We start from the raw sequence: 17,988 nt of genomic DNA on the forward strand, positions 1-17,988 counted from the left end.
AGGCTGATGATATGAAACGCCTTCTCGCTGTTTTTCTTCTTCTTGTTTTGGCTATGGCCATGGCCCAATCCGCTCCCAAATGGCTATTTTCTTACCAGTCATTCAAAGGCCGCTATGCGATTTATGGCGGAAGCCTGAGCGATCCGCAGCCGCCAACCAGGAAAGACAAGCGCATCGCGTTCTGGGTCGACGGCAAGGCGGCGAAACAGCTATTTGATGCGATGGGGCCCGACTTGCGCAACGCGTGCGACGTGGATGGCGAGTATCGATTGCGCCAGCGGGCGGAAGTGAGCTGCTCCTACCATCCCCGTGATGGCCATCATTGCGACTTTGGCTTTGATCTGCTGACGGGGCGCAGCATCGGCGGCTCCATATGCTGAGGCGCGCCAGCCTGCTAGGCATCACGCTACTGTGCCTGCTGTTGGCGCACCAGGCTCGGGCCGTATGGGCGTTTGCAGAGAGGAATTTTTCAGCTTCGTACGCGATCTATGGCGGATATCTTGACGAAGCCGTAGCCCCGATTGCGGGCGATACCAAAGTCGCGTTTCGTTTGACGGGAGCCGTTGCCAGAGATATGTTCGATGCCATGGGGCCGGATTTACCCAATGGCTGTCCCGATGCACAAATACGCGTTCGCCATCGTGACATGCTGCTGTGCCGATATCGGCCAAAGGATGGCCATCACTGCGATTTTGGCTTTGATTTGTCGACGGGGTTGAGTATCGGAGGAGCGGTTGGTGGGGCGGTGTGTGGCGAGTAGTGGGGGCGGCGGTGAACCTTCAAGGGTCACCGGGTACGAGCAAGCGCTTTGCGGATGGCCTGCTCGACGGGGCGGTCTATCAGCGCCAGGACGATCACCACGGCAGCGGTAACAATCAGTCCCTCCAGTAAAGCAGGATCCGGAAAAAGTTGCTGATTGGCGATGGCAGCGGGCACTGTTACACGCTTCCAGAGAAGCAGCAGCAGGGCGGCGCCAGCGGCGAGCAGCATGGCTGGACGACGATGGTGCAAGCGGGCGATTTGCCCCATCAGCAGCAATGCGATACCCCACGCAAAAGGATAGACGCCGTGGTCGAACAGGATCATGCGCTCGTCATAGTAGACGCCGGTGTGCCACGTAAAACGGGAGAAGCCGAAAAGACCATAGACGACGAGGGCCACAGCTAGCACGAGGAAACTGGAGGAAAGCAGGCGCGCAATTTTCATGGTTGGGATTTCTTTGCCAATGCGTGAGATCGCTCCCGGCCAGGTGGCGCTTCTGCGTGGTTACCTTGATGATCTTGCCTTTGCTTGCAACTGGCCAGCCGGCCAAGGCGCCTGTGGCCGATTCTTCCGGTTGCTTCTGTCGCAGTGGAAACTACTGCACTGGACCGCGTGGCGGACAGTACTGTCTGAGCGACAGCGGCGCCAAGAGCTACCGCAGCTAATTCTTGTCTGGCCGGACCGCGTACTGGCTGAGGCATGACAGATGCGAGGATGGCGAGCGAGGCTAATTACGAGGTAATGGACGCGTGATGAGGAAGCGTGTTATTGGAAAGATGGCAGACCATTACCATCATTCCAATTTCTGCCATGTCCGTTTTGAAGGAGATTTCACCGCGTTCTTGAAAACCAAGGCTTGCGTAGAAGCGCCGAGCACTTGAATTGGTCTTGAGTACATCGAGCCATACCAAGCTCTCCCCGCGCTTTATCGCCAGGTCGTAAATGTAGCTTAAAAGCTGTTTTCCATAGCCACGCCCGGCCTCGGATTTGAGGAAGTATATCTTTTGGAGCTCTAATCCCACCTCACCGATTATTGGCACCGGCTTCGACAAGTTGACCTTGGAAAATCCTACGACTTTTCCGCCTTCGTCGGAAGCAACAAGCCAGACTTGGTTTAATGAATTCAGCGAACTTTCAAGCGCGCTGGGCGAAAAATCTTGGTCTAAGAAATCTGATATTCCATCAGAGGACCAAATTTCCGAAAAATGCTCTCGATAGGTCTGACAGCCAATTTCACGTAGAGTACTCAGGTCAGCGGTTCTGGCTTCACGAATATTAATCATATTATTTCGATCTAGTGAGAGGGGATGCAATGTAGGACGACATTGTAAATTCCTTCATTCCATCTATCGACGAAAATCAATTGCTTACTTGCAAATCTTCGTGAGTGAAGGGACATTCCCCTAAGATTTAAATCGTGGCATATACCCGATGATCCGCAATAGTGGCCAACATCCGCTATGGGGACGAAAGCGGACGGAGCCGATTAGCGCTCTGAATCGCCACCAGTAGCTTAAGGCCGCGATTCTCCGCGTGGGAATTTATACCGTACCAGCAGCGTAGGTCCTTTGCCGCCGGGTGGCGTCAGCAGTATCTCGTCACCGGGCTGCATCTCTTCATACATTACCGTGCAACAGGTCGGCATGGAGTGGCCGCGCGCCGGATAAATGCCAACGTCGGTGTGCAGGGTCGCAGCGCGTACGTCCACGCTGGTCTTGCCGGCCTTTCCTTCTTCTTGCAGCAGCTTGCGCAGTGCGGTGACGAAGTCCCCTTTGCTGAGTCTGGCAGGTGCCTGGGTGGCTTGCGGGCGAACGGTTGCGTCGTTTTTCATGGCAGTTTCTTTCAGTGAATACATTCCCGCCACTATATCATTGGCCCCTGATGTTGCATGACAGTCAGCCGGTAGATTTCATCGTTAGAGACCGAACACAATTTCCGCTTTTGATCTGGTCGCCGGATCTGCATCCGCAAGGAGTAAGAGGCAGGTTGAGCTAGTCCGGCATTCGTACACGGCCTGAGCGGCTGATGTTGTTGCTAGGAAAAACCGCCTGCGGCGCAAGAGCCAGCCAGACGAATCGGAGAGGGTTGCGCTTGCAAGCGCAACCCGGTTTTGCGGCGCCGAGCTGCGCTCGCCGAAGTCCCGCAAAACCCCCGCCTCCGTACCGGACGCGACGCCCGCGTTCTGCATGCATGGAATAAATAAAAAGGGCCTCCCCGCCAAAACGGGGAAGCCCTTTTTATTTATTCGGTGGTGGAGACGGCGGGAATCGAACCTACCGTAATGTAAGCACTAGCGCCTTTTTGGTAAGTAAGGCTGTCAAAATTATGTCATTATTGCTTACTAGCTTAATTTTATTAGTGTCATTCATACGGAAATATTTAAAACATGAAATGTCCTCACTGTCAAGTGGAAATCCATGAGAATTTTTTCTCATTACCGATTCGACCACCAAATTCTAATATTGGCTATGTCGGCAAGCATGATGGTGACTTTGCATATTGGGTTGTAGAGGGTATGGCCTGCCCAGCCTGCGGCGAAGCAATACTCAAATTGCGGAGAGGTTTGGGCGCCCTATTTGGCAGTGAAAAGGAATATTTAGTTTATCCAAAGAAAGCAACCCGTGCGAATGCGCCGAAGGAAGTGCCTCAGCTGATTGCAAACGATTTTAATGAAAGTTGCTTAGTGCTTGAAGATAGCCCAAAGGCATCTGCGGCACTCAGCAGGCGCTGCCTTCAGGCGACTTTGAGAGACAAGGGTTACAAACAGCATGATCTGGTAAAGGCAATTCAAGCTGCGATTGACAGTAATCAGCTTCCTACTTCAGTATCTGAGAATCTTGACGCTGTTCGAAATATCGGAAATTTTGCTGCTCATCCGCTTAAAGATACATTGTCGGCGTCCATAGAGGCGGTTGAGCCGCATGAGGCGGAATGGAATTTGGACGTATTAGAAGAGTTGTTTGATTTCTTTTATGTTCAACCAGAGCGATCTAAGCAGAAAAGAGCTTCGCTTGATGCGAAGCTCGCAACAATGGGGAAACCACCAATGCAATAAGCAGGAGGGGGCTGAGCTATTTTACTTTTATTCCAAATATAGCCTCAGCTTTCATTCCTGACATTAAGTCAGCATCTGGCATCCACCGCCCATACACCCGGGCAATCATTGTCCAGTCGGCATGCCCCATCTGCTTCGCCACCCACATGGGGTGTTCACCGGACGACAGCATCATGCTGGCATAGGTGTGTCGTGTCTGATAGGGATTGCGATACCGGACGCCCGCGCTTTGCAGGATGCTCGTCCATAACGTTTTGCGGATCGGCTGGTCACCCTCCCAACGCCGTTCCAGACGCGGATTCTGAAAGACTTCCTCCCCCTTCGCCCAGGTGTATGCTTTTTGCTCCTGCAGCGCATGCATGGCGCGCTCCAGCAGCTTGACTTCTCGGCGGCCGGCGTTTGTCTTGGTGCTCTCCGCCACCCTTGAATGCTGAGTGAGGGCTCGCGTCACCATCACAACGCCCCGCACGAAGTCCACATCGGCCCAGTCCAGGGCCACTAATTCGGAGGTGCGCAAGCCGGTCCAGAAGGCAAACTGCAACAGGTTGCGCCCTTGGCCGGTTGCCTGTGCCAGAATTGCAGCTTGCTCCTCTTTCGTGAACGGGTCGATATCGTCCTTCGACTGTGGCGCCTCGACCTTGGAATAGCACCAGCGCGCCAGCGGATTGACCTCGATCAGCTCGTCCTCAATTGCATCGTCTAGCGCCTTGCGCAGCACGCTCTGGATGTTGGCCATGGTCTTGTTGGTCGCGTTCATGGGTTCCAGCTTTGCCCGCACGTCTTTCTTGCGCAGCGCCGACAGCATGATAGTGCCGAACCAAGGGATTAGCTGGCCAACGACGATCTTGCGATAGCCATTGTACGTGCTGGCCTTGAGGTGCTTTTTCTGCCTGTCCAGCCACTTGTCCAGGAACGCCTCGATGGTCTGCACGTCGCCCACTTGGTCAGCGAATTTGACGGCATTGGACGATTGCGGAAAGGTGGCCGTGTAGTCAAAGCTGTTGGTGGCAATCGCGTGCAGGATCGCCGCTCGATGGTTCTCGGCCCGTTTCAGGTTAGCGGAGGTGGGCTTGAGCGCGATCCTTTCCCGGCACCTGGTGCCGCGATACATGAAGGTGATTTCGATGCTGCTTTCCGATGCAGCTTTAACACCTCGCCCGTCTCTACCCATGATTCATACCCTTTCACGTCAATTAAAATTCGATTGTCTGGCGCTTTGATCCAGACGGCGTCCTTCGGCCAGATCCCGTCCCGGATCTTTGTTCTGATCGCGTCGGGCGTGTAACCCGACTCGGTGGAGAACTTCGGTATGGTCATGTAGCGAAGCATTTCTTTTTCCTATTCTTGGAATTGGTTTGTACCGCCAAAGCAAACGCTTCGGCCTCCGTGTATTGCGGCACCTCAGCGCCTGGCTTGCGGTAATCGCGCAGTCGACAAAATTCCTTGTAATCCGCTTCCTCGGCTGGGGAGGTCAGCGCTGGAGAATTGTTCCTCATACGGGCACTCTGCAGCGTTGAGCCAGGGCCACTAGCCAATGGGCCAGCTCGGGCGGCGTGTGCTCGCGTTCTGCCTTGCCGCATTCCGGCCGCCAGCCCGGATCACCTTTCCGGCGCCGCTCGCCGGCGCGGTTGCGGCCGGATTGGGCGATCACATGCGAGGCGTCGCCCAGGACGATGGGCATGGCCGGTATTTGAGCCGGCGCACAGCCGACGATGTACAGCAAGGTGGCTTTTTCGGCGCGGTGACCAAAGGAGCTTTGGAAAATGGGCAGCGTCCAACCGCCAAATTTGTCCCGCTCGCCGATCACTGGCAATCCGCAGTGTGGCCAGAGGGTCGAGCGCTTGGGGTGCTCGAGCACGCCGTCGAACTTGCGCACCTGGGCGACGGCCCACACCGCGAGTTCCTTTTCACCTGGGCGCGGCTTGGCCAGGGCGCGCAATGTGCCCCAGGAGCGGCACGGTGGATGCGCCACCACCGGCACGCCACCTGGCCAGGCGCGGGCGTCGCGCACCGCATCCCATGCGTCGACAGTCGGCATGGTCTTGTAGATGGAATTGGCGCGCACGAACAAGGCCGCCACGGCAGGTAATGAGCGTTCCGCTGTCATGCTGGGCACCCGACAGGCGCGGTTGCCTTCTTGATCGCCTCGATGGCGGCCAGCGGCACGGCCCGGAACATGCCCGGCCACTGGTGGTCCAGCTCCACCCACGCATGCAGCTCCCCATTACCCACGTCGCGGCGCAGGTCGTTGACGGTGCCGGCCTGGTAGCCTTCATCGGTATCGAATGTCACGCGGTCGCCCAGGGCGATTTGCCGCGGTGAATTGGTCGAGGTGGTCAGCATTGCGGTGCTCCTTTCAGTTTGGCAGAAACGCCGCATACGCCGTAGCGGTCAATGGCGTCTAGGATCACGTCGCCGCAGCAAGCGGCAATCGCGGCATAGTCAAAGCGTTCGGTTTGCGTGCGAACGATCACGGCATAGGTGCTCATGTGCCATTTCCTTCATGGGGTGGGGTGTCGGGGACGATCAGCCGGGGATAGGGGCAGGCGTTGACGGCCGCCCAGGCTGCAATCAGTGCTGTTTTTGCTTCGTCGGGCAGGTCAGGCACGGGCGCCGCTGGCGGCGTGGCCGGGGCAGGGCGGTCGGGGTGCGTACAGTTATTTACACGAGTCCGAGGAACGGCAACCCCAACAGCCACCCCGCGCCCGCCTGTGGCCTGTACCGGCGTCCACGTATGGCGCACGGACTTGAAGACCACGCCTATCAGGTCGCTGCAGCGCACGCCGTAGGGCGTGGTGCGCAGCGTTTCGCCGTAGCGGCCGATGACGGTCTTTTCGTCCTTGGCCAGCGTGACGACGAGCTCCTTGCGCGGCACCAGGGCGCCGCCCTGGGCGCGCAGATACTCGGCCCAGCAGGCGCGCTTTTCGCCGTCGATCTTTTGCACGGCATTCCAGGCGCGGCGCATGGCGGCCGGCGCCTCGTTGACCATGCTTTCTTCGATCCGGCGCAGCTCGCGCCATACGGTGACGGGCGCGCCGCCCCATTGCTGGAATTGACGGATACCCCAGCACGCAGCCCAGGACTCGACCCGCGCCGATGGCGTCAGCTCGACATCGCCTTCGGAGTCGGCCGTAACGACGTAGCCTTCTTTCGTCTTGTGCTCGGCCACGCCATCGATGTTCTTGGCCACGTACTTGGCGATGTAGCCGGCGGCACTACCCTTGGCCCAGTCGATGCGTTTCACGTCCAGGCGCCGCGCGAAGGCGCCCGGTTCGCCACGGTCCACGCGCCAGGCGTAGCGCTTCATGATGCGGATGGCGCGGCCGGCCACGTCCTGCAGGTGGACCGTCTTGTATTTCGCAGTCGGGCGCACGAATAGCAGCAGATGCCAATGCGGGCAGCCGTCGTGGTGCGGCTCGGCGATGCGAAAGCCGTACAGGCCGATGCCACGGCGCGCCAGCGCGGAGCGGCACAGCGATGTCATCTTGCCCAGGTAGGCGTTCGCCTCGCGCGGCGTGGAGCCGTCGAATTTGTCGTTTGGCTTGCCGCTGTGCTGCATGGCGTGAAAGCGCGATGGGCACGTCCAAGTGATGAAAATGCCTTGGTCGCCGCACTCGCGGGCGATCTGTTCAAAGCCGTTGATGCGCAACATCAGCTCGCCGCGCCGGATGGCTTTATTCGCGGTCGTTTTCTCGGCCAGCTCGGCGATACTGAATTGCTGGCCGTTCTCGTTTTGCACCAGGGTGGCCGCCAGCGCTGCCGCGTTGCGGCGGTTTTGCGCCAGGCGCGACAGCACGGCGTCGTTGCTGGCGTAGGGTTCGCCGCGATAGTTCACATAGCCCAGGCGGATATTGCCGGCTTCAAAGGCGCGCTTGACACGCTTGCGCAGTTGGCGGCGCCACCAGCGGGCGTCCACCAGGCGGGCGATGGTGTCGGCCAGCGCGTCGAACTCGGGCAGTTCGATGCCATACGAGGCGCATTCGTCTTCCATGATCTGCAGGGCGTGCGTGTCGGATACGGCCATCCACAGCATTTTGGTGACGCCGGCCGCCGCGCGCTCGGCGGTGGCCACGATGTCCGCATCGCTTTGCGACAGGTCGACGCCGGCCGGTACGTACTGCTCGGCGAACTCGCGCACAAAGCTGGTCGCGACGGACTCATAAATTTTGTACCAGGATGACCAGGCCATCTTGGCCATGGCGGCCGTGATGACGCGGTTGCGCCATTTGAACGGAATGCGGGCCAGCTCGGGCGCGAACTGCGCGGATCGCAAAAAGGCTTCGTGACGCTGCGGGGTAGGCAGCAGGATTTGTTTAGATTGCATTCAACAGTCTTTCGTACACACGGATAGCGGCGGAGGTGGCGGCGCGCAGCTCGATGCGCTCTTCTTCGGTAAATGAGTGGATGGGCGATTCCCAGCGGTCGGCGTCCAGGCCGGCGGCGATCAGCACGGAACGCCGCGCGCCACGCGGCGACAATCCCCAGGCCTGGGCCATGAAGGGCGCCAGGTTGCGCGGCTTGATGCTGCGTAGCTGGGCCTTGGCCTCGGCGATGGCGGCCAGCGCATGCCCGGCGCCCGGTGGCGTCGGCATGTCCTTGTCGCGCGCGGCCAGAATCTCGGCGGCAGGCTGGAAGGACAGGTGATTGTCGATAAGGGACGCCGGCATGGTTCAGTCCTTGATGGCGCCGATAGCCCGCAGCACGCTGGGGGTGATGAGGATCAAGAGCGACAGCAGCCAGATGCCGCATGTTTTGGCCAGGCGCAGCATCAGCGTGCCCCTGCCTTGAGAAAATGTTCTGCCCAGTAGGGGAGCGTGTGCGATGCGCCGCAGCAGTGCCGGGAACCCGCTTCAGTGGCGAAAAGGTAGTTCACCTCGATGGGCAGCTTGCCGACCAGGGCGCGTTGCTTGGCTGGCGCGAAAAAGCCGTCACGCTCCAGTGCCTGCCCATCGCTGACGATGAAGGTCAAATTGACAGCGCCGTAGGCGTGATAGGTCTTGGCGATCTCATGGATGTGGGCGGTCAACGCCGCGATGCCGATGCCCGCGCCAGCTCGCAGCAGAAAACACGTTGGCGCCACGGGGACAATACAATTTTGCAAGGTCGGGCGGGTCGTGCTTGATGCCATGGATTGGCCGGCATGACTGGCGGCGTGCAGCGTGGTTTCCATCAGTTTTCCTTATTTCAGGTTGAACGAATCCCGCACGCTCAAAAGGGAGCGCTGCAGGGCACAGCAAAGGAGGGGGGAGTTACGGCAGCCGGGCTACGGCGGCGCGAGGAGCGGGATAGTCATCAGCAGCCCGCAGTCAGGTCCAGGGCCAGCTGGCTGGTGGCTGCCGCGCGCGCATGCTGGGACATCGGGATGCGGATATCCGGCTTGGGCATGGCAGACAGCGAGAGGGTGCGCAGTACTTCCAGGCCTGCCACGAAGGAGTGCCCGCAGTCGGGGTTCTGGCACATGTAGGTGATTTCCTTGAACATGGCGGACATCGTGCGGCTTTTGACGGCGCGGACGGTGTATTCGCAATGCGGGCAGGGCAGGCCGATGACTCTCATTTCAGCTTTCTTTCCACTTGGTACAGGGCGCGACCGCGACCTGTCATGTTTTTTGACTGCTTGCGTAAGCGCGACTTGACGAGCCATTCAGCCGCCTGATCGATACTTGCCAGCCCCTGGCGTTGGCGCACGAGTTCCAGCACCGCGCGCTCTTCGTCATTGAGGTTAATTTGATGGTCTGGCATTTTTCGTAACTTTAGAGTTGCTCAAAAGTGACTCGGCTTAAACGGTGCGACGCTGTACGCTGTCGATGGTGGCGTCATCCAAGGCGATCACGGCCAGGGCTTCACGCATCACGATCTGGCGCACCAGCACCGCAAGCTCTTCGCCCTGGTAGTTGGCGATCGAGGAAACGAGCTGATGCTCATAGTCATCGAGGCGCAGCATGACGCGGTGGCTGCGGATACGTTTTGCATCGGGGTACATGACGTTGTCCTTAGTGGGTGGATTTGGAAGCGAGTTCACGCTTGTAATCGGCGAGGCCGCGCAGGATCAGGAGGCGAAGGAGCCATGCGCGTGACCGCTGTTGAGCTGCGGCAAGAGATTCGATTTCCTTCACCTCTTCAGGAGCCAGACGAACGCCAAGCGGCTGAGAGGTGACGCCTTTGGCAATGCGTCCGACTTTTGACAAATTATTCATAATGTTATGATCTGTAATCGCTACGGAATGGCGTAAATATATCACTCATTTGAGTGATTTTGAAAGGTATTTGTACTCAAATGAAGTATTTTTTTGATCGTCTCAAGGAAGAACGGAAGCGCCTCGGCCTCAATCAGGACGAGTTTGCTGCCCTTGGTGGGGTAAAAAAGGGGGCCCAGTTCAACTATGAAAACGGCTCCCGTACGCCAGATTCTGACTATTTGGCGGCCGTTGCTGCGGCTGGGGTAGATGTGTTGTATTTGCTGACAGGAGAACATGCACTGTCTGCGTTACCTGCGGACGAGCATGAACTGTTGACAGGCTATCGAAGTATGGACGTTCGCGGGAAAGCAGGCGTCCTTGGGATGATTAGCGGCATGCGCTCGCCAACGCCCCCAGCATCCCAAGCAGGAAATGCCTCACACGTTGAAACCCACGGCAAGATTGGGCAAAATTTCGTGGGCAATATCATTGGGCCGCAGACTTTTAACGTGGCCAGCAGCAGACGAAAAAAGGAAAAATAGTCTGCAAATGATTGATCTTCTTATGCTTATTGTAATTGCTGCTTGTTTGCTCTGCATAATTTCTGTTGAGATGACCCAGCGGAGGCGAGTAGCCGATGGAAGTGATTTTTCCGGCTCGGTTTGGCACCGTATATGTTCAAACATGGTGGGCGAATCGAGAGACGAATGCGTATACCATGGTCTGAATGGGATTTCGCGCAGCCCCCTAGAAAAGAAGACATGAGATTTTCGCTCGTCCGAAAACTGGCCATTACCGTACTTCTGCTGGTCAGTGCGCCATTGTTAGCGGCAAATACCCCATGCTCTGGTCGCAAGGGTGGCATTTCTCACTGCGATGGCGCCACTTTCGTATGCAATGATGGTTCGATCAGCGAGTCGAAGAAAATATGCTCCGCTAATGCCCCACCTCCCAAGCTGCCGATTGCTGGTTCTGATGGCTGTACCTGCCGGAGTGGGAATTACTGCACGGGGCCACGCGGCGGGCAGTATTGTCTAAGCGACAGCGGGGCCAAGAGTTACAGGCGGCGCTGATATAACCAGAACTTTTAACACCCACACTTCCATATGAAAAAAACAGTCGCAATCATCACATTATCTTTGCTTCCATCCTTTGCTTTTGCTGCTGCAAAGACAATAACGTCACCAATCGAAATTAAAAAAATCCTTGCGCAGATTCAAGTTACTGACAAAGACTTCGCCTACAAAAATGTAGGGGAGAGAATCGAGCGAATTGGCCTGAAAATTTCGTCTATCAGAATCGATAAGGTCGGAAAAGAAGATGCAGAACCACCTTTGTATCAGGCTGGTGATGAGTTGATTTATATTTCTACCAGTGAACCATCGGAAGTGGTAAAGGCCATCTGTCCGATTATGGGTTCCCCAATGTTTACTAAACGTCGTGGCAAGTATATTGCTTCTGGAAGGACCGCATACTGGCTTATGCACAATAAATGCGAGACTGGCGAAAAACGCTAATTACACCTCGCTGTAGTCCGGACTATCGCTATTTGCAGGAATCCCAGAGGCCTCGCTGTTTTCCCTGATGTTGTCTCGCACTTCGTTGATGTGCTTCCATGCTATTTTTTGCCGGCCCCTTAGCGCCACTTTTGCTTTAGTTAAGATGCTCCAGCGTTTTGAGCTTGGGCTTTGTGGCTGCTATCTCTTGTCCTGTTTTTTTTCCTCTTCACAGTAACATCCCTCCACCTGTCCAGCACGCCTGTAATACGCTCGTCGGGGTCGGTTGCCACCTGCCGCACGGCCTCGATCGGTTCCGTTTTCGTTTCACGGTTGCGGCGGCAGGTCTGCGATTTGGACACGATCTTAGCCTTGGCTTCTAGACTTACAATAAGTTATGTTGCACTAATTGTAATTTTATCGCACAGAATTTCTCTACATTTCTACACAGCTTGGGCCTAGATGGGGCATTCGTGGGTGCGTGACAATGTGTGAGTCTTTCTGCTTGGCAATCCGCTATGCTCCAGTACCACTATCGGCGTTAGCGGATTGTGTATCCCTTTCCATGCCTAAAATTAACAATATAATAACGGTTAATATGAATGATAAATTAGAAAATCTAAAATTGCATTTTTTTTACTGCGCAGTTATATTAAATCTTATAATAATAGCAATTGCCACTGATCGATGGACACTTCAACCTAAATTTACAGAATTTCTTAGTAATGCAGCTACTATGACGTCCTTGGTTTTGGGGTTGGTTGCGATATTTTACTCATTCATTGCAAATGATGGACTTTCGAAAAGTCTCGGGAGTATTGGCATTGTTTCAGAGGAAATAAAGAGTTCAAAAGAAAAAATAACGCAACAGGTCGCTGCCGGCGCTGAAACAACGAAGGCGGCGGAACGGAGTGCAGTTTTGATCGATGCTGCATCTACATCCATAGGATTAAGCCTCACGTCACTTTCAGCAACACTCGCAGCAATTCAGACGCATACAGAGGTTTTACATGGCTCTTTAGTAGGTTTGCCTACGCGCCTCGATCAACTCGAGACAAAGGTTATAGATGCAACACGCTCTTTGGGACAAAAGCCTGTGCAGCTTCCCATTATCAATGAAGAAAAAGTTATCGATTCGAGTATAGTGGAAAGCTTTTTGAGAAAATCTGCACTCTCTATAAACATACTAACATACGCATGTGTTTTAGCGAAAGAAAACAAAAAAGAATTGAAATTTTCTGAATTTTGTATTGCCATAAATTCAAAATTAGAAAATTATTATTTTGGTGCTTTTTCTTGCATGGATTCAATTAATCTTCTAAATTCTACTATAAATGCAGAGGAGGAGCGAACATATACTATTGATAAAATTCATCCGTATCTGGTTGAAAATACAAAAAGCTACATTATCGGATTCTTGGATCGAAATTTTAAAGAGAAACATGCGAAAACTTATGAGCGATGGATTGGTGCAATGGAGAACGTCGAAAATCTATTAAAATAATCAATGGTGAACTCTCACTAATGAATGTGTCGCATATTAATTCAAGAAAAAAGTTAATAGGACGGTCTGTAAGTGGGGCGTAAGCAATCATTGAGCCGAAGTAAAGGGAAAAAGTTTATGCTCCTTCTGCGCCAGCTACTGCTTGCGAAGGTTTCCAGGTATCCTCGCTATTCTCTTGGATGATGTCCCGCACCTCTTCGATACGCTTCCACACATGCAGCGCCGCCCGCTTCGCGGCCTGCTTGCTCTTGTAAACATGCTCCAACGTCTTGAGCGTGCCTGTGGCCCCGGCCATTTCCTGTCCCGCCTTTTTCTTCTTCGCCGCCACGTCCTTCCACTTGGCCACCACGCCCGTGATGCCCTCGTCCGGGTCTTTCTCTTCCTCGCGCTCCGCCTCGACTGCTTCCGTTTTCGTTTCAAACTCTATGCGCGTGGTAAAGCCATTCCCGCCCAGGGTGTGTGTGACCTTGACCGATAGCCATTCGGTGGCGTCGATCTCGGGCTTGAAGCCTGTCACGGTCACGGGCGATTGCGGGAACACGGCCGGGTTGCCCAGGGCCAGGCTCATTTCGAAGGTGGCCAGGCCGCGCAGGATGCGCTGCCATTCGGCCACGGCCGCCGCGCGTGCGTCGGTTTCGTTGGCGAACGTGGTGCGCAGGCGCTTGCTGTTGCCGGGCACGCCGGCCACCACGCTGCGGCGGCGCGCGTAGCGTTCGTCGTGCCAGAAGGCGCGCACGCCCGTGTAGGCGTCGCTTTCGGCGCTGTGGTAGCGGTGGCCGTCGCCCAGGGCGCGCGTGATGGGGATGACCGGTAGCGCCTTGCCGCTGGCGGTGCGGCTCTGGTTGATGGGGATGAACAGCAAGGTGTCGTTCTTGACGGTGGCCACCGCATCGTATTTCCTGCCCAGCCGACGCAGGAAGGCCGCATCGCTTTCGTGCGTCTGGTCGATGTGCTCGATGGCGGTATCGCGTAGGCGCGCCGACACGCCCGACGCCAGCTCGTTGCGGAAGGCGATGGCCTCGATGATGGCGCCCAGGGTGGTCTTGTGAAAGCTGTGTTCCTGTTGCTGTCTAAATGTGTCGATCAGGTTGGCCGACCTGGCGCGCAGGGTGATGGTGTCGGGCGCGCCGCTGTGCTCCACCTCGTCGACGGTGAACTTGCCCATGTCCACCAGTCCGGACGCTTGCCAGCCCAGCGCCAGGGCGATCTGCGCGCCGCGCGGCGGCAGGGCCAGCTTGCCGTCGCTGTCATCCAGGGAAATGTCGAGCTGGTCGCTCTCGTCGCCACGGCACAGCGTCAAGGTCAGATTGATTAGCCGCGGCGAAACGATGGCCGTCAAATCCTTGTCCTCGATGCTGACCTTGAAGGCGGGGATATGCTCGCTCATTTGAACTTGTCCGCCGCGCTGCCGATGGCGCCGCTGATGCTGCCGCCGATCTTGTCTTTCATCTCGCTGACCACGCCGCCATATTTCGACGTGATGCCGCCCACGACATTGCCGACTACGCTGCCCACGGCATCCTTGGCCGCGCCCGCGATGCTGCTGGTCATGCCATCGATGCTGAGCATGTTTTTCAGATCGCCGATGTCGCCCAGGCCGACCATGGCCAGCACGCCGTCGTCGTCGCGCTTGAGCGCAATCGAGAACTCGACGCGCCGCGCGCCGCCGCTGCCGTCCAGGATGGTGCGCCCTTCCGTCATGCTCGTGATGCGATACGAGCCGAGAATACGGCCCGTGCCCTGGATCAGAATCCACGATTTACCCGTGTCGGCCATCATGCGCAGCGCATCGAGCGAATACAGGGAGCCGGTCAGTTCCGGCGCCACCCAGCCCGACAAGGTAATCGTGTCGTCGCCGGGCCCCACATACTGGTGCGCGTCGCGCAGGCCCACGCGGGCCGTGCTGGCGTGCTTCCACTCCGTTTGCCGCTGCAGCTCGTGATAGGCCAGGGTCGGCAGACTGAACACGAACATTCCTAAAATCATCATCATGGTGGTTGTTCCTTCTTAATCGTGGTCGCGCAGGGAAGAGCGGATGCGTGCCGCCTTTTCGCGGTCGCGCTGATCGAGCGCCGCGCTTACCGCGCGCGCGATGGCCTGGGGATCGGTGCCGGCCTGCACGTGGAAGGTGATTTCGATCTTGTCGCCTTGAATGGTCATGCCGGCGCCGAACCCGCCTTGTGACAGCGGTGCGCGCATGTCAAAGGCGCTGGCCGGCAGGGCGGTTGCCGTGCCGATGGCGATGCCGGCGCCCAGTTGCGTCAGGCGCTGCGCCAGTCCGGAAACCTTGGCAATGGGCGCGCCCTCGCTGCGGTCCAGGCCCACGGCCAGGCCCTGCATGGTGTAGTCGCCGAGCTGGGCAAACACGCGGCTTGGGCTGTGGATGCCCAGCTTTTCCTTGAACCAGGCAATGGTGCTGGAACCGGCATTGCTGATGGCGTCCTTGACGGCGCCCATGGAACCCGTGATGCCGTTGACCAGGCCGCGCAGGATATTGGCGCCGAACTCGGTGAACTGGGCCGGCAGCTTGATGCCGAACCAGCTCAAGACGCCGGCGAATGCGTGGTAAAACACGCCGACGGGAGACCAGTTGATAATCAGGGCAGTGATACCGGCCATGCCGCCGCTGAAGGTGGTTTTCAGCTGCGACCACAGACTGGCAATGAAGCCTGTCAGCGGCGCCAGTCCTTCGACAATGCTGTGCCGGATATTAGCGGCAAAGTCGGTGAACTTCGCCGGCAGCGCGATGCCGAACCAGCCCAGCACGCCTGCGAAGGCGCGATAGAACAGGCCCAGCGGTGACCAGTTGGCGATCAGGCTATTGATGCCGGTAAAGCCGCCGGCAAACGCCGTCTTGACGTCCGACCACAGGCCGCGAAAGAAACCCTTGATCGGCTCCCAGTATTTGTAGATCAGGAAGGCGGCGCCGGCGATGACCGTGATGGCAATGCCAATTGGGTTCATCAGAAGAGCGCGGCCCAGCCATAGCACGGCGCGGCCCGCCCACATGAAGGCGCCACCCAGGCCGCGCAGGATGGGCGTGAGTACGCCGCCCGTCACGCCAATTTTGGCGAACATGACGTGCAGCATGGCATACGGGCCAATCATGGCGGCAATGCCCAGCATCAGCGGACCGAGCACCAGCAGCAGGCCGGCCAGCACGGCAAAGGCGGTAATCATGATCTTGGCCACGGTCGGGTTGCGTTCCATGAAGCCGTTCAGGCGCTGCACGGCGCTGATGGCCATTTCCAGCCCCTGCGCGTAGAGCGGCAGGATTTTTTCGCCCATGGTCAGTTTCAAGTTGGCCAGCTTCGACTGCGCCTCCAGTTCCTTGCCGGCGGCCGAGTCGCGGCCCAGCTTTTCCAGCTTGCCGATATCGGCGGCGCCACGGTTGAGCTTTTCGTTCTTGTGGATCTGCACGCGCTGCAAATACATCTGGGAGTACAGGTTCGACGCGGTGCGGTTGGAAAAGATGCTGCCGATGGCATCGAGCACCTGTTTTTTTTCCGTGATGCCCTTCTTGGCCAGTTGCGGCAACAGCACCTTTTCCAGCCATTCGAACTGGTTTTCGCGGAACAGTTCCGCGCCCAGCAGCGCGCCGGGATCGAGGAACGAGACTTGCCCCGCCTTGTCGTGCTTGACCTTGCTCTTGTCGCCGATCAGGCCGAACTCTTCCAGCTTCCTGGCCGAGCGCTTCGTCGTGCGGCCTTGGTATAAATTCTGGTAGGCGCTCATCAGGGACGTACCGACGCGGTTGCCGCTCATCTCCTGCACCAGCGGTTCCATCTGGTAGTAAAACGCATCATCTTTCAAGCCCTTGGCCGCGATGCCGCCCGTCTTGATCATGTTCAGCCACTCATTCGGGCCGACGCGCCCGCCCGTGGCGGTGATGACCTGCTGCACGATATTGGCCTGGGCTTCGAACTTTTCCTTGCTCTCCAGGCCGCCGCGCAGCTCGATGACCTTGAGCATGTCCATGAACTTGCGTTCGTTGTCGGCGCCCTCGGCCTCGCCAAAGAAGGCGTGATTGGCAAACTTCATCTTGGCCAGGGTAGGGGCGACCATTTCCGCGTGGTGCACATCGGCAAAGGCGCTCATGCCGTCGCGCATGAGCTGCAGGTTGTCGAGCTGGCTGGTGCCGTAGGTCTTCATGTTGCGCGCGAAGGCGACGGCCTCGGCTGACACCTTGTCGCCCAGGCCCAGCGCGTTGACCCTGCCCACTTCCGTTTGATAGTGCTTGGCCTCGTTCAGCCCCTTGACAACAGGCGCGCCAAGCACGGCGCCCGTGGCGGTGGCGCCAGCGCCGGCCATGGCCAGATTGCCCGCCTTGTTGCGCAGCTTGTCGGCATGCTGGGTGGCGTTGGTGACGCGCTGCTGCTTGGCGGCTGACGCGGCCAGGCGCTTTTGTTGCGACGCCAGTTCAACGTTGGTCAACTGGATACTGTTCTTAAGCCACTCCTGGGCCTTGCCTAGTTGGCGCGTGTCGATGCCGGCCTCCTTGAGGCTGGCGCGCAGGGCGCGGAATTGCTGGCTCTGTTCTCGGCCTTTCAGCGTCAAGGCCTGCGTGACCTTCGTCGCCGCCTTCAAATCACGCGTCATGGCGCGTGTGGGAGACTCGGTCTGCTTTATGCTTGCGGCCAGCTCTTTTACTTTTTTTTGAGCTTCTTTCAGCTCAACCCCCGTTGTTCGAATACCGCTATGCAGTTCGCGGAATTTCCCCAGGTTTCTCTGTTGGGTGTTCAGCTCGCGCAAACGGTCGCTGGTCGCTTTCAACGCCTTGGCCGTGTCGCTGGAACCGCCCATGATCTTTTTCAGCGGGCCGGTGATTTTGTCCAGCGCTGCAAACACTACCTGTAACCTCAAATCCCGACCAGCCATCTATTCCGCTCCGCTTCGCTGCCGGGCGCGTTCGCGCCAGGCCATCAGTTCATCAATCGTAAAACCGTCCATCGCTGCCGGCGTCCAGTGAAAGACGCCGGCAATGTCGGCCATG

Annotated in this window: 24 protein-coding genes; 6 read left to right on the plus strand and 18 right to left on the minus strand. The window is 57.3% G+C overall.

The annotated features are described in order from the left end of the window. Window positions 1-11 precede the first annotated feature (11 nt). Entirely contained in the window at window positions 12-380 is a 369-nt protein-coding gene (locus tag SJI03_RS13705) for a hypothetical protein (protein WP_322427531.1), read from the plus strand. A 406-nt stretch (window positions 381-786) separates the two neighbouring features. On the opposite strand, the gene SJI03_RS13710 is transcribed toward SJI03_RS13705, so the two are convergent. From SJI03_RS13710 to SJI03_RS13720, 3 genes are all read right to left on the minus strand, one after another. After that, complete coding sequence (locus SJI03_RS13710; RefSeq protein ID WP_099378885.1) at window positions 787-1,206, minus strand: hypothetical protein; 420 nt, start codon at window positions 1,204-1,206, stop codon at window positions 787-789. A 287-nt stretch (window positions 1,207-1,493) separates the two neighbouring features. Continuing rightward, window positions 1,494-2,045, minus strand: a complete 552-nt coding sequence (locus SJI03_RS13715; RefSeq protein ID WP_322427532.1) for a GNAT family N-acetyltransferase — start codon at window positions 2,043-2,045, stop codon at window positions 1,494-1,496. Window positions 2,046-2,275: 230 nt separating this feature from the next. After that, window positions 2,276-2,593, minus strand: coding sequence for an HNH endonuclease (locus SJI03_RS13720; protein ID WP_322427533.1), 318 nt, complete (start codon window positions 2,591-2,593; stop codon window positions 2,276-2,278). Between the two features lie 555 nt (window positions 2,594-3,148). Here SJI03_RS13720 and SJI03_RS13725 point away from each other — a divergent pair. Next, window positions 3,149-3,817: a DUF4145 domain-containing protein gene (locus tag SJI03_RS13725; protein WP_322427534.1), complete on the plus strand. Its 669-nt coding sequence runs from the start codon at window positions 3,149-3,151 to the stop codon at window positions 3,815-3,817. A 16-nt stretch (window positions 3,818-3,833) separates the two neighbouring features. On the opposite strand, the gene SJI03_RS13730 is transcribed toward SJI03_RS13725, so the two are convergent. From SJI03_RS13730 to SJI03_RS13780, 11 genes are all read right to left on the minus strand, one after another. Next, window positions 3,834-4,988 carry an Arm DNA-binding domain-containing protein gene (locus tag SJI03_RS13730; RefSeq protein WP_322427535.1) on the minus strand — a complete coding sequence of 385 codons (1,155 nt, stop codon included), beginning with the start codon at window positions 4,986-4,988 and terminating at the stop codon, window positions 3,834-3,836. Between the two features lie 321 nt (window positions 4,989-5,309). Further along, window positions 5,310-5,924 carry a hypothetical protein gene (locus SJI03_RS13735; RefSeq protein ID WP_322427536.1) on the minus strand — a complete coding sequence of 205 codons (615 nt, stop codon included), beginning with the start codon at window positions 5,922-5,924 and terminating at the stop codon, window positions 5,310-5,312. Then, a complete protein-coding gene (locus SJI03_RS13740; RefSeq protein WP_322427537.1) occupies window positions 5,921-6,160 on the minus strand; it encodes a hypothetical protein in 240 nt (79 codons plus the stop codon). The genes SJI03_RS13735 and SJI03_RS13740 overlap by 4 nt, the downstream gene beginning before the upstream one ends. Continuing rightward, entirely contained in the window at window positions 6,154-6,306 is a 153-nt protein-coding gene (locus tag SJI03_RS13745) for a hypothetical protein (RefSeq protein ID WP_322427538.1), read from the minus strand. Before SJI03_RS13745 ends, SJI03_RS13740 begins: the two co-directional genes overlap by 7 nt. After that, the gene (locus tag SJI03_RS13750) at window positions 6,303-8,141 is read right to left on the minus strand and encodes a replication endonuclease (protein WP_322427539.1); all 1,839 of its coding nucleotides are present in this window, start codon (window positions 8,139-8,141) and stop codon (window positions 6,303-6,305) included. The genes SJI03_RS13745 and SJI03_RS13750 overlap by 4 nt, the downstream gene beginning before the upstream one ends. Further along, a complete protein-coding gene (locus tag SJI03_RS13755) occupies window positions 8,131-8,484 on the minus strand; it encodes a hypothetical protein (RefSeq protein WP_035820917.1) in 354 nt (117 codons plus the stop codon). Before SJI03_RS13755 ends, SJI03_RS13750 begins: the two co-directional genes overlap by 11 nt. A 101-nt stretch (window positions 8,485-8,585) precedes the next feature. Then, the gene (locus tag SJI03_RS13760) at window positions 8,586-8,987 is read right to left on the minus strand and encodes a hypothetical protein (protein ID WP_322427540.1); all 402 of its coding nucleotides are present in this window, start codon (window positions 8,985-8,987) and stop codon (window positions 8,586-8,588) included. 122 nt (window positions 8,988-9,109) lie between these two features. Further along, on the minus strand, window positions 9,110-9,373 hold the full coding sequence (locus SJI03_RS13765) for an ogr/Delta-like zinc finger family protein (protein ID WP_046682346.1): 264 nt from the start codon (window positions 9,371-9,373) through the stop codon (window positions 9,110-9,112). Further along, on the minus strand, window positions 9,370-9,558 hold the full coding sequence (locus SJI03_RS13770) for a hypothetical protein (RefSeq protein ID WP_035820911.1): 189 nt from the start codon (window positions 9,556-9,558) through the stop codon (window positions 9,370-9,372). Before SJI03_RS13770 ends, SJI03_RS13765 begins: the two co-directional genes overlap by 4 nt. 37 nt (window positions 9,559-9,595) lie before the next feature. After that, window positions 9,596-9,799 (minus strand): hypothetical protein, encoded by a 204-nt coding sequence (locus tag SJI03_RS13775; RefSeq protein WP_322427541.1) that lies wholly within the window; start codon window positions 9,797-9,799, stop codon window positions 9,596-9,598. A 10-nt stretch (window positions 9,800-9,809) separates the two neighbouring features. After that, on the minus strand, window positions 9,810-10,013 hold the full coding sequence (locus SJI03_RS13780; protein WP_322427542.1) for a ribbon-helix-helix protein, CopG family: 204 nt from the start codon (window positions 10,011-10,013) through the stop codon (window positions 9,810-9,812). Window positions 10,014-10,093: 80 nt separating this feature from the next. Here SJI03_RS13780 and SJI03_RS13785 point away from each other — a divergent pair, with 80 nt between their 5' ends. The 4 genes from SJI03_RS13785 to SJI03_RS13795 all read left to right on the plus strand — a co-directional run bounded on the left by SJI03_RS13785 (window position 10,094) and on the right by SJI03_RS13795 (window position 12,995). After that, entirely contained in the window at window positions 10,094-10,537 is a 444-nt protein-coding gene (locus tag SJI03_RS13785) for a helix-turn-helix transcriptional regulator (protein WP_322427543.1), read from the plus strand. A gap of 219 nt (window positions 10,538-10,756) precedes the next feature. Beyond that, a complete protein-coding gene (locus SJI03_RS28950; protein ID WP_416208746.1) occupies window positions 10,757-11,068 on the plus strand; it encodes a hypothetical protein in 312 nt (103 codons plus the stop codon). A 33-nt stretch (window positions 11,069-11,101) separates the two neighbouring features. Continuing rightward, a complete protein-coding gene (locus SJI03_RS13790; protein WP_322427544.1) occupies window positions 11,102-11,512 on the plus strand; it encodes a hypothetical protein in 411 nt (136 codons plus the stop codon). A gap of 544 nt (window positions 11,513-12,056) precedes the next feature. Then, window positions 12,057-12,995: a hypothetical protein gene (locus SJI03_RS13795; RefSeq protein ID WP_322427545.1), complete on the plus strand. Its 939-nt coding sequence runs from the start codon at window positions 12,057-12,059 to the stop codon at window positions 12,993-12,995. A 115-nt stretch (window positions 12,996-13,110) separates the two neighbouring features. On the opposite strand, the gene SJI03_RS13800 is transcribed toward SJI03_RS13795, so the two are convergent. The 4 genes from SJI03_RS13800 to SJI03_RS13815 are packed head-to-tail and all read right to left on the minus strand — an operon-like array spanning window position 13,111 to window position 17,987. Next, window positions 13,111-14,382 (minus strand): phage late control D family protein, encoded by a 1,272-nt coding sequence (locus SJI03_RS13800; RefSeq protein ID WP_322427546.1) that lies wholly within the window; start codon window positions 14,380-14,382, stop codon window positions 13,111-13,113. Beyond that, window positions 14,379-14,987, minus strand: a complete 609-nt coding sequence (locus SJI03_RS13805) for a phage tail protein (protein WP_322427547.1) — start codon at window positions 14,985-14,987, stop codon at window positions 14,379-14,381. The genes SJI03_RS13800 and SJI03_RS13805 overlap by 4 nt, the downstream gene beginning before the upstream one ends. A 15-nt stretch (window positions 14,988-15,002) precedes the next feature. Beyond that, window positions 15,003-17,873 (minus strand): phage tail tape measure protein, encoded by a 2,871-nt coding sequence (locus tag SJI03_RS13810; RefSeq protein WP_416208747.1) that lies wholly within the window; start codon window positions 17,871-17,873, stop codon window positions 15,003-15,005. After that, window positions 17,874-17,987, minus strand: coding sequence for a GpE family phage tail protein (locus tag SJI03_RS13815; protein ID WP_071650284.1), 114 nt, complete (start codon window positions 17,985-17,987; stop codon window positions 17,874-17,876). Window position 17,988: the final 1 nt, after the last annotated feature.

Origin of the sequence: Janthinobacterium sp. GMG1 (genome assembly GCF_034427795.1) — a bacterium.
Classification (GTDB): domain Bacteria; phylum Pseudomonadota; class Gammaproteobacteria; order Burkholderiales; family Burkholderiaceae_D; genus Janthinobacterium.

Bases quoted from the DNA above. Each gene is read 5' to 3' on its own strand.
- SJI03_RS13705 (WP_322427531.1), top strand. From the start codon at position 12: ATGAAACGCCTTCTCGCTGTTTTTCTTCTTCTTGTTTTGGCTATGGCC.
- SJI03_RS13710 (WP_099378885.1), bottom strand. From the start codon at position 1,206: ATGAAAATTGCGCGCCTGCTTTCCTCCAGTTTCCTCGTGCTAGCTGTG.
- SJI03_RS13715 (WP_322427532.1), bottom strand. From the start codon at position 2,045: ATGATTAATATTCGTGAAGCCAGAACCGCTGACCTGAGTACTCTACGT.
- SJI03_RS13720 (WP_322427533.1), bottom strand. From the start codon at position 2,593: ATGAAAAACGACGCAACCGTTCGCCCGCAAGCCACCCAGGCACCTGCC.
- SJI03_RS13725 (WP_322427534.1), top strand. From the start codon at position 3,149: ATGAAATGTCCTCACTGTCAAGTGGAAATCCATGAGAATTTTTTCTCA.
- SJI03_RS13730 (WP_322427535.1), bottom strand. From the start codon at position 4,988: ATGGGTAGAGACGGGCGAGGTGTTAAAGCTGCATCGGAAAGCAGCATC.
- SJI03_RS13735 (WP_322427536.1), bottom strand. From the start codon at position 5,924: ATGACAGCGGAACGCTCATTACCTGCCGTGGCGGCCTTGTTCGTGCGC.
- SJI03_RS13740 (WP_322427537.1), bottom strand. From the start codon at position 6,160: ATGCTGACCACCTCGACCAATTCACCGCGGCAAATCGCCCTGGGCGAC.
- SJI03_RS13745 (WP_322427538.1), bottom strand. From the start codon at position 6,306: ATGAGCACCTATGCCGTGATCGTTCGCACGCAAACCGAACGCTTTGAC.
- SJI03_RS13750 (WP_322427539.1), bottom strand. From the start codon at position 8,141: ATGCAATCTAAACAAATCCTGCTGCCTACCCCGCAGCGTCACGAAGCC.
- SJI03_RS13755 (WP_035820917.1), bottom strand. From the start codon at position 8,484: ATGCCGGCGTCCCTTATCGACAATCACCTGTCCTTCCAGCCTGCCGCC.
- SJI03_RS13760 (WP_322427540.1), bottom strand. From the start codon at position 8,987: ATGGAAACCACGCTGCACGCCGCCAGTCATGCCGGCCAATCCATGGCA.
- SJI03_RS13765 (WP_046682346.1), bottom strand. From the start codon at position 9,373: ATGAGAGTCATCGGCCTGCCCTGCCCGCATTGCGAATACACCGTCCGC.
- SJI03_RS13770 (WP_035820911.1), bottom strand. From the start codon at position 9,558: ATGCCAGACCATCAAATTAACCTCAATGACGAAGAGCGCGCGGTGCTG.
- SJI03_RS13775 (WP_322427541.1), bottom strand. From the start codon at position 9,799: ATGTACCCCGATGCAAAACGTATCCGCAGCCACCGCGTCATGCTGCGC.
- SJI03_RS13780 (WP_322427542.1), bottom strand. From the start codon at position 10,013: ATGAATAATTTGTCAAAAGTCGGACGCATTGCCAAAGGCGTCACCTCT.
- SJI03_RS13785 (WP_322427543.1), top strand. From the start codon at position 10,094: ATGAAGTATTTTTTTGATCGTCTCAAGGAAGAACGGAAGCGCCTCGGC.
- SJI03_RS28950 (WP_416208746.1), top strand. From the start codon at position 10,757: ATGAGATTTTCGCTCGTCCGAAAACTGGCCATTACCGTACTTCTGCTG.
- SJI03_RS13790 (WP_322427544.1), top strand. From the start codon at position 11,102: ATGAAAAAAACAGTCGCAATCATCACATTATCTTTGCTTCCATCCTTT.
- SJI03_RS13795 (WP_322427545.1), top strand. From the start codon at position 12,057: ATGCCTAAAATTAACAATATAATAACGGTTAATATGAATGATAAATTA.
- SJI03_RS13800 (WP_322427546.1), bottom strand. From the start codon at position 14,382: ATGAGCGAGCATATCCCCGCCTTCAAGGTCAGCATCGAGGACAAGGAT.
- SJI03_RS13805 (WP_322427547.1), bottom strand. From the start codon at position 14,987: ATGATGATGATTTTAGGAATGTTCGTGTTCAGTCTGCCGACCCTGGCC.
- SJI03_RS13810 (WP_416208747.1), bottom strand. From the start codon at position 17,873: ATGGCTGGTCGGGATTTGAGGTTACAGGTAGTGTTTGCAGCGCTGGAC.
- SJI03_RS13815 (WP_071650284.1), bottom strand. From the start codon at position 17,987: ATGGCCGACATTGCCGGCGTCTTTCACTGGACGCCGGCAGCGATGGAC.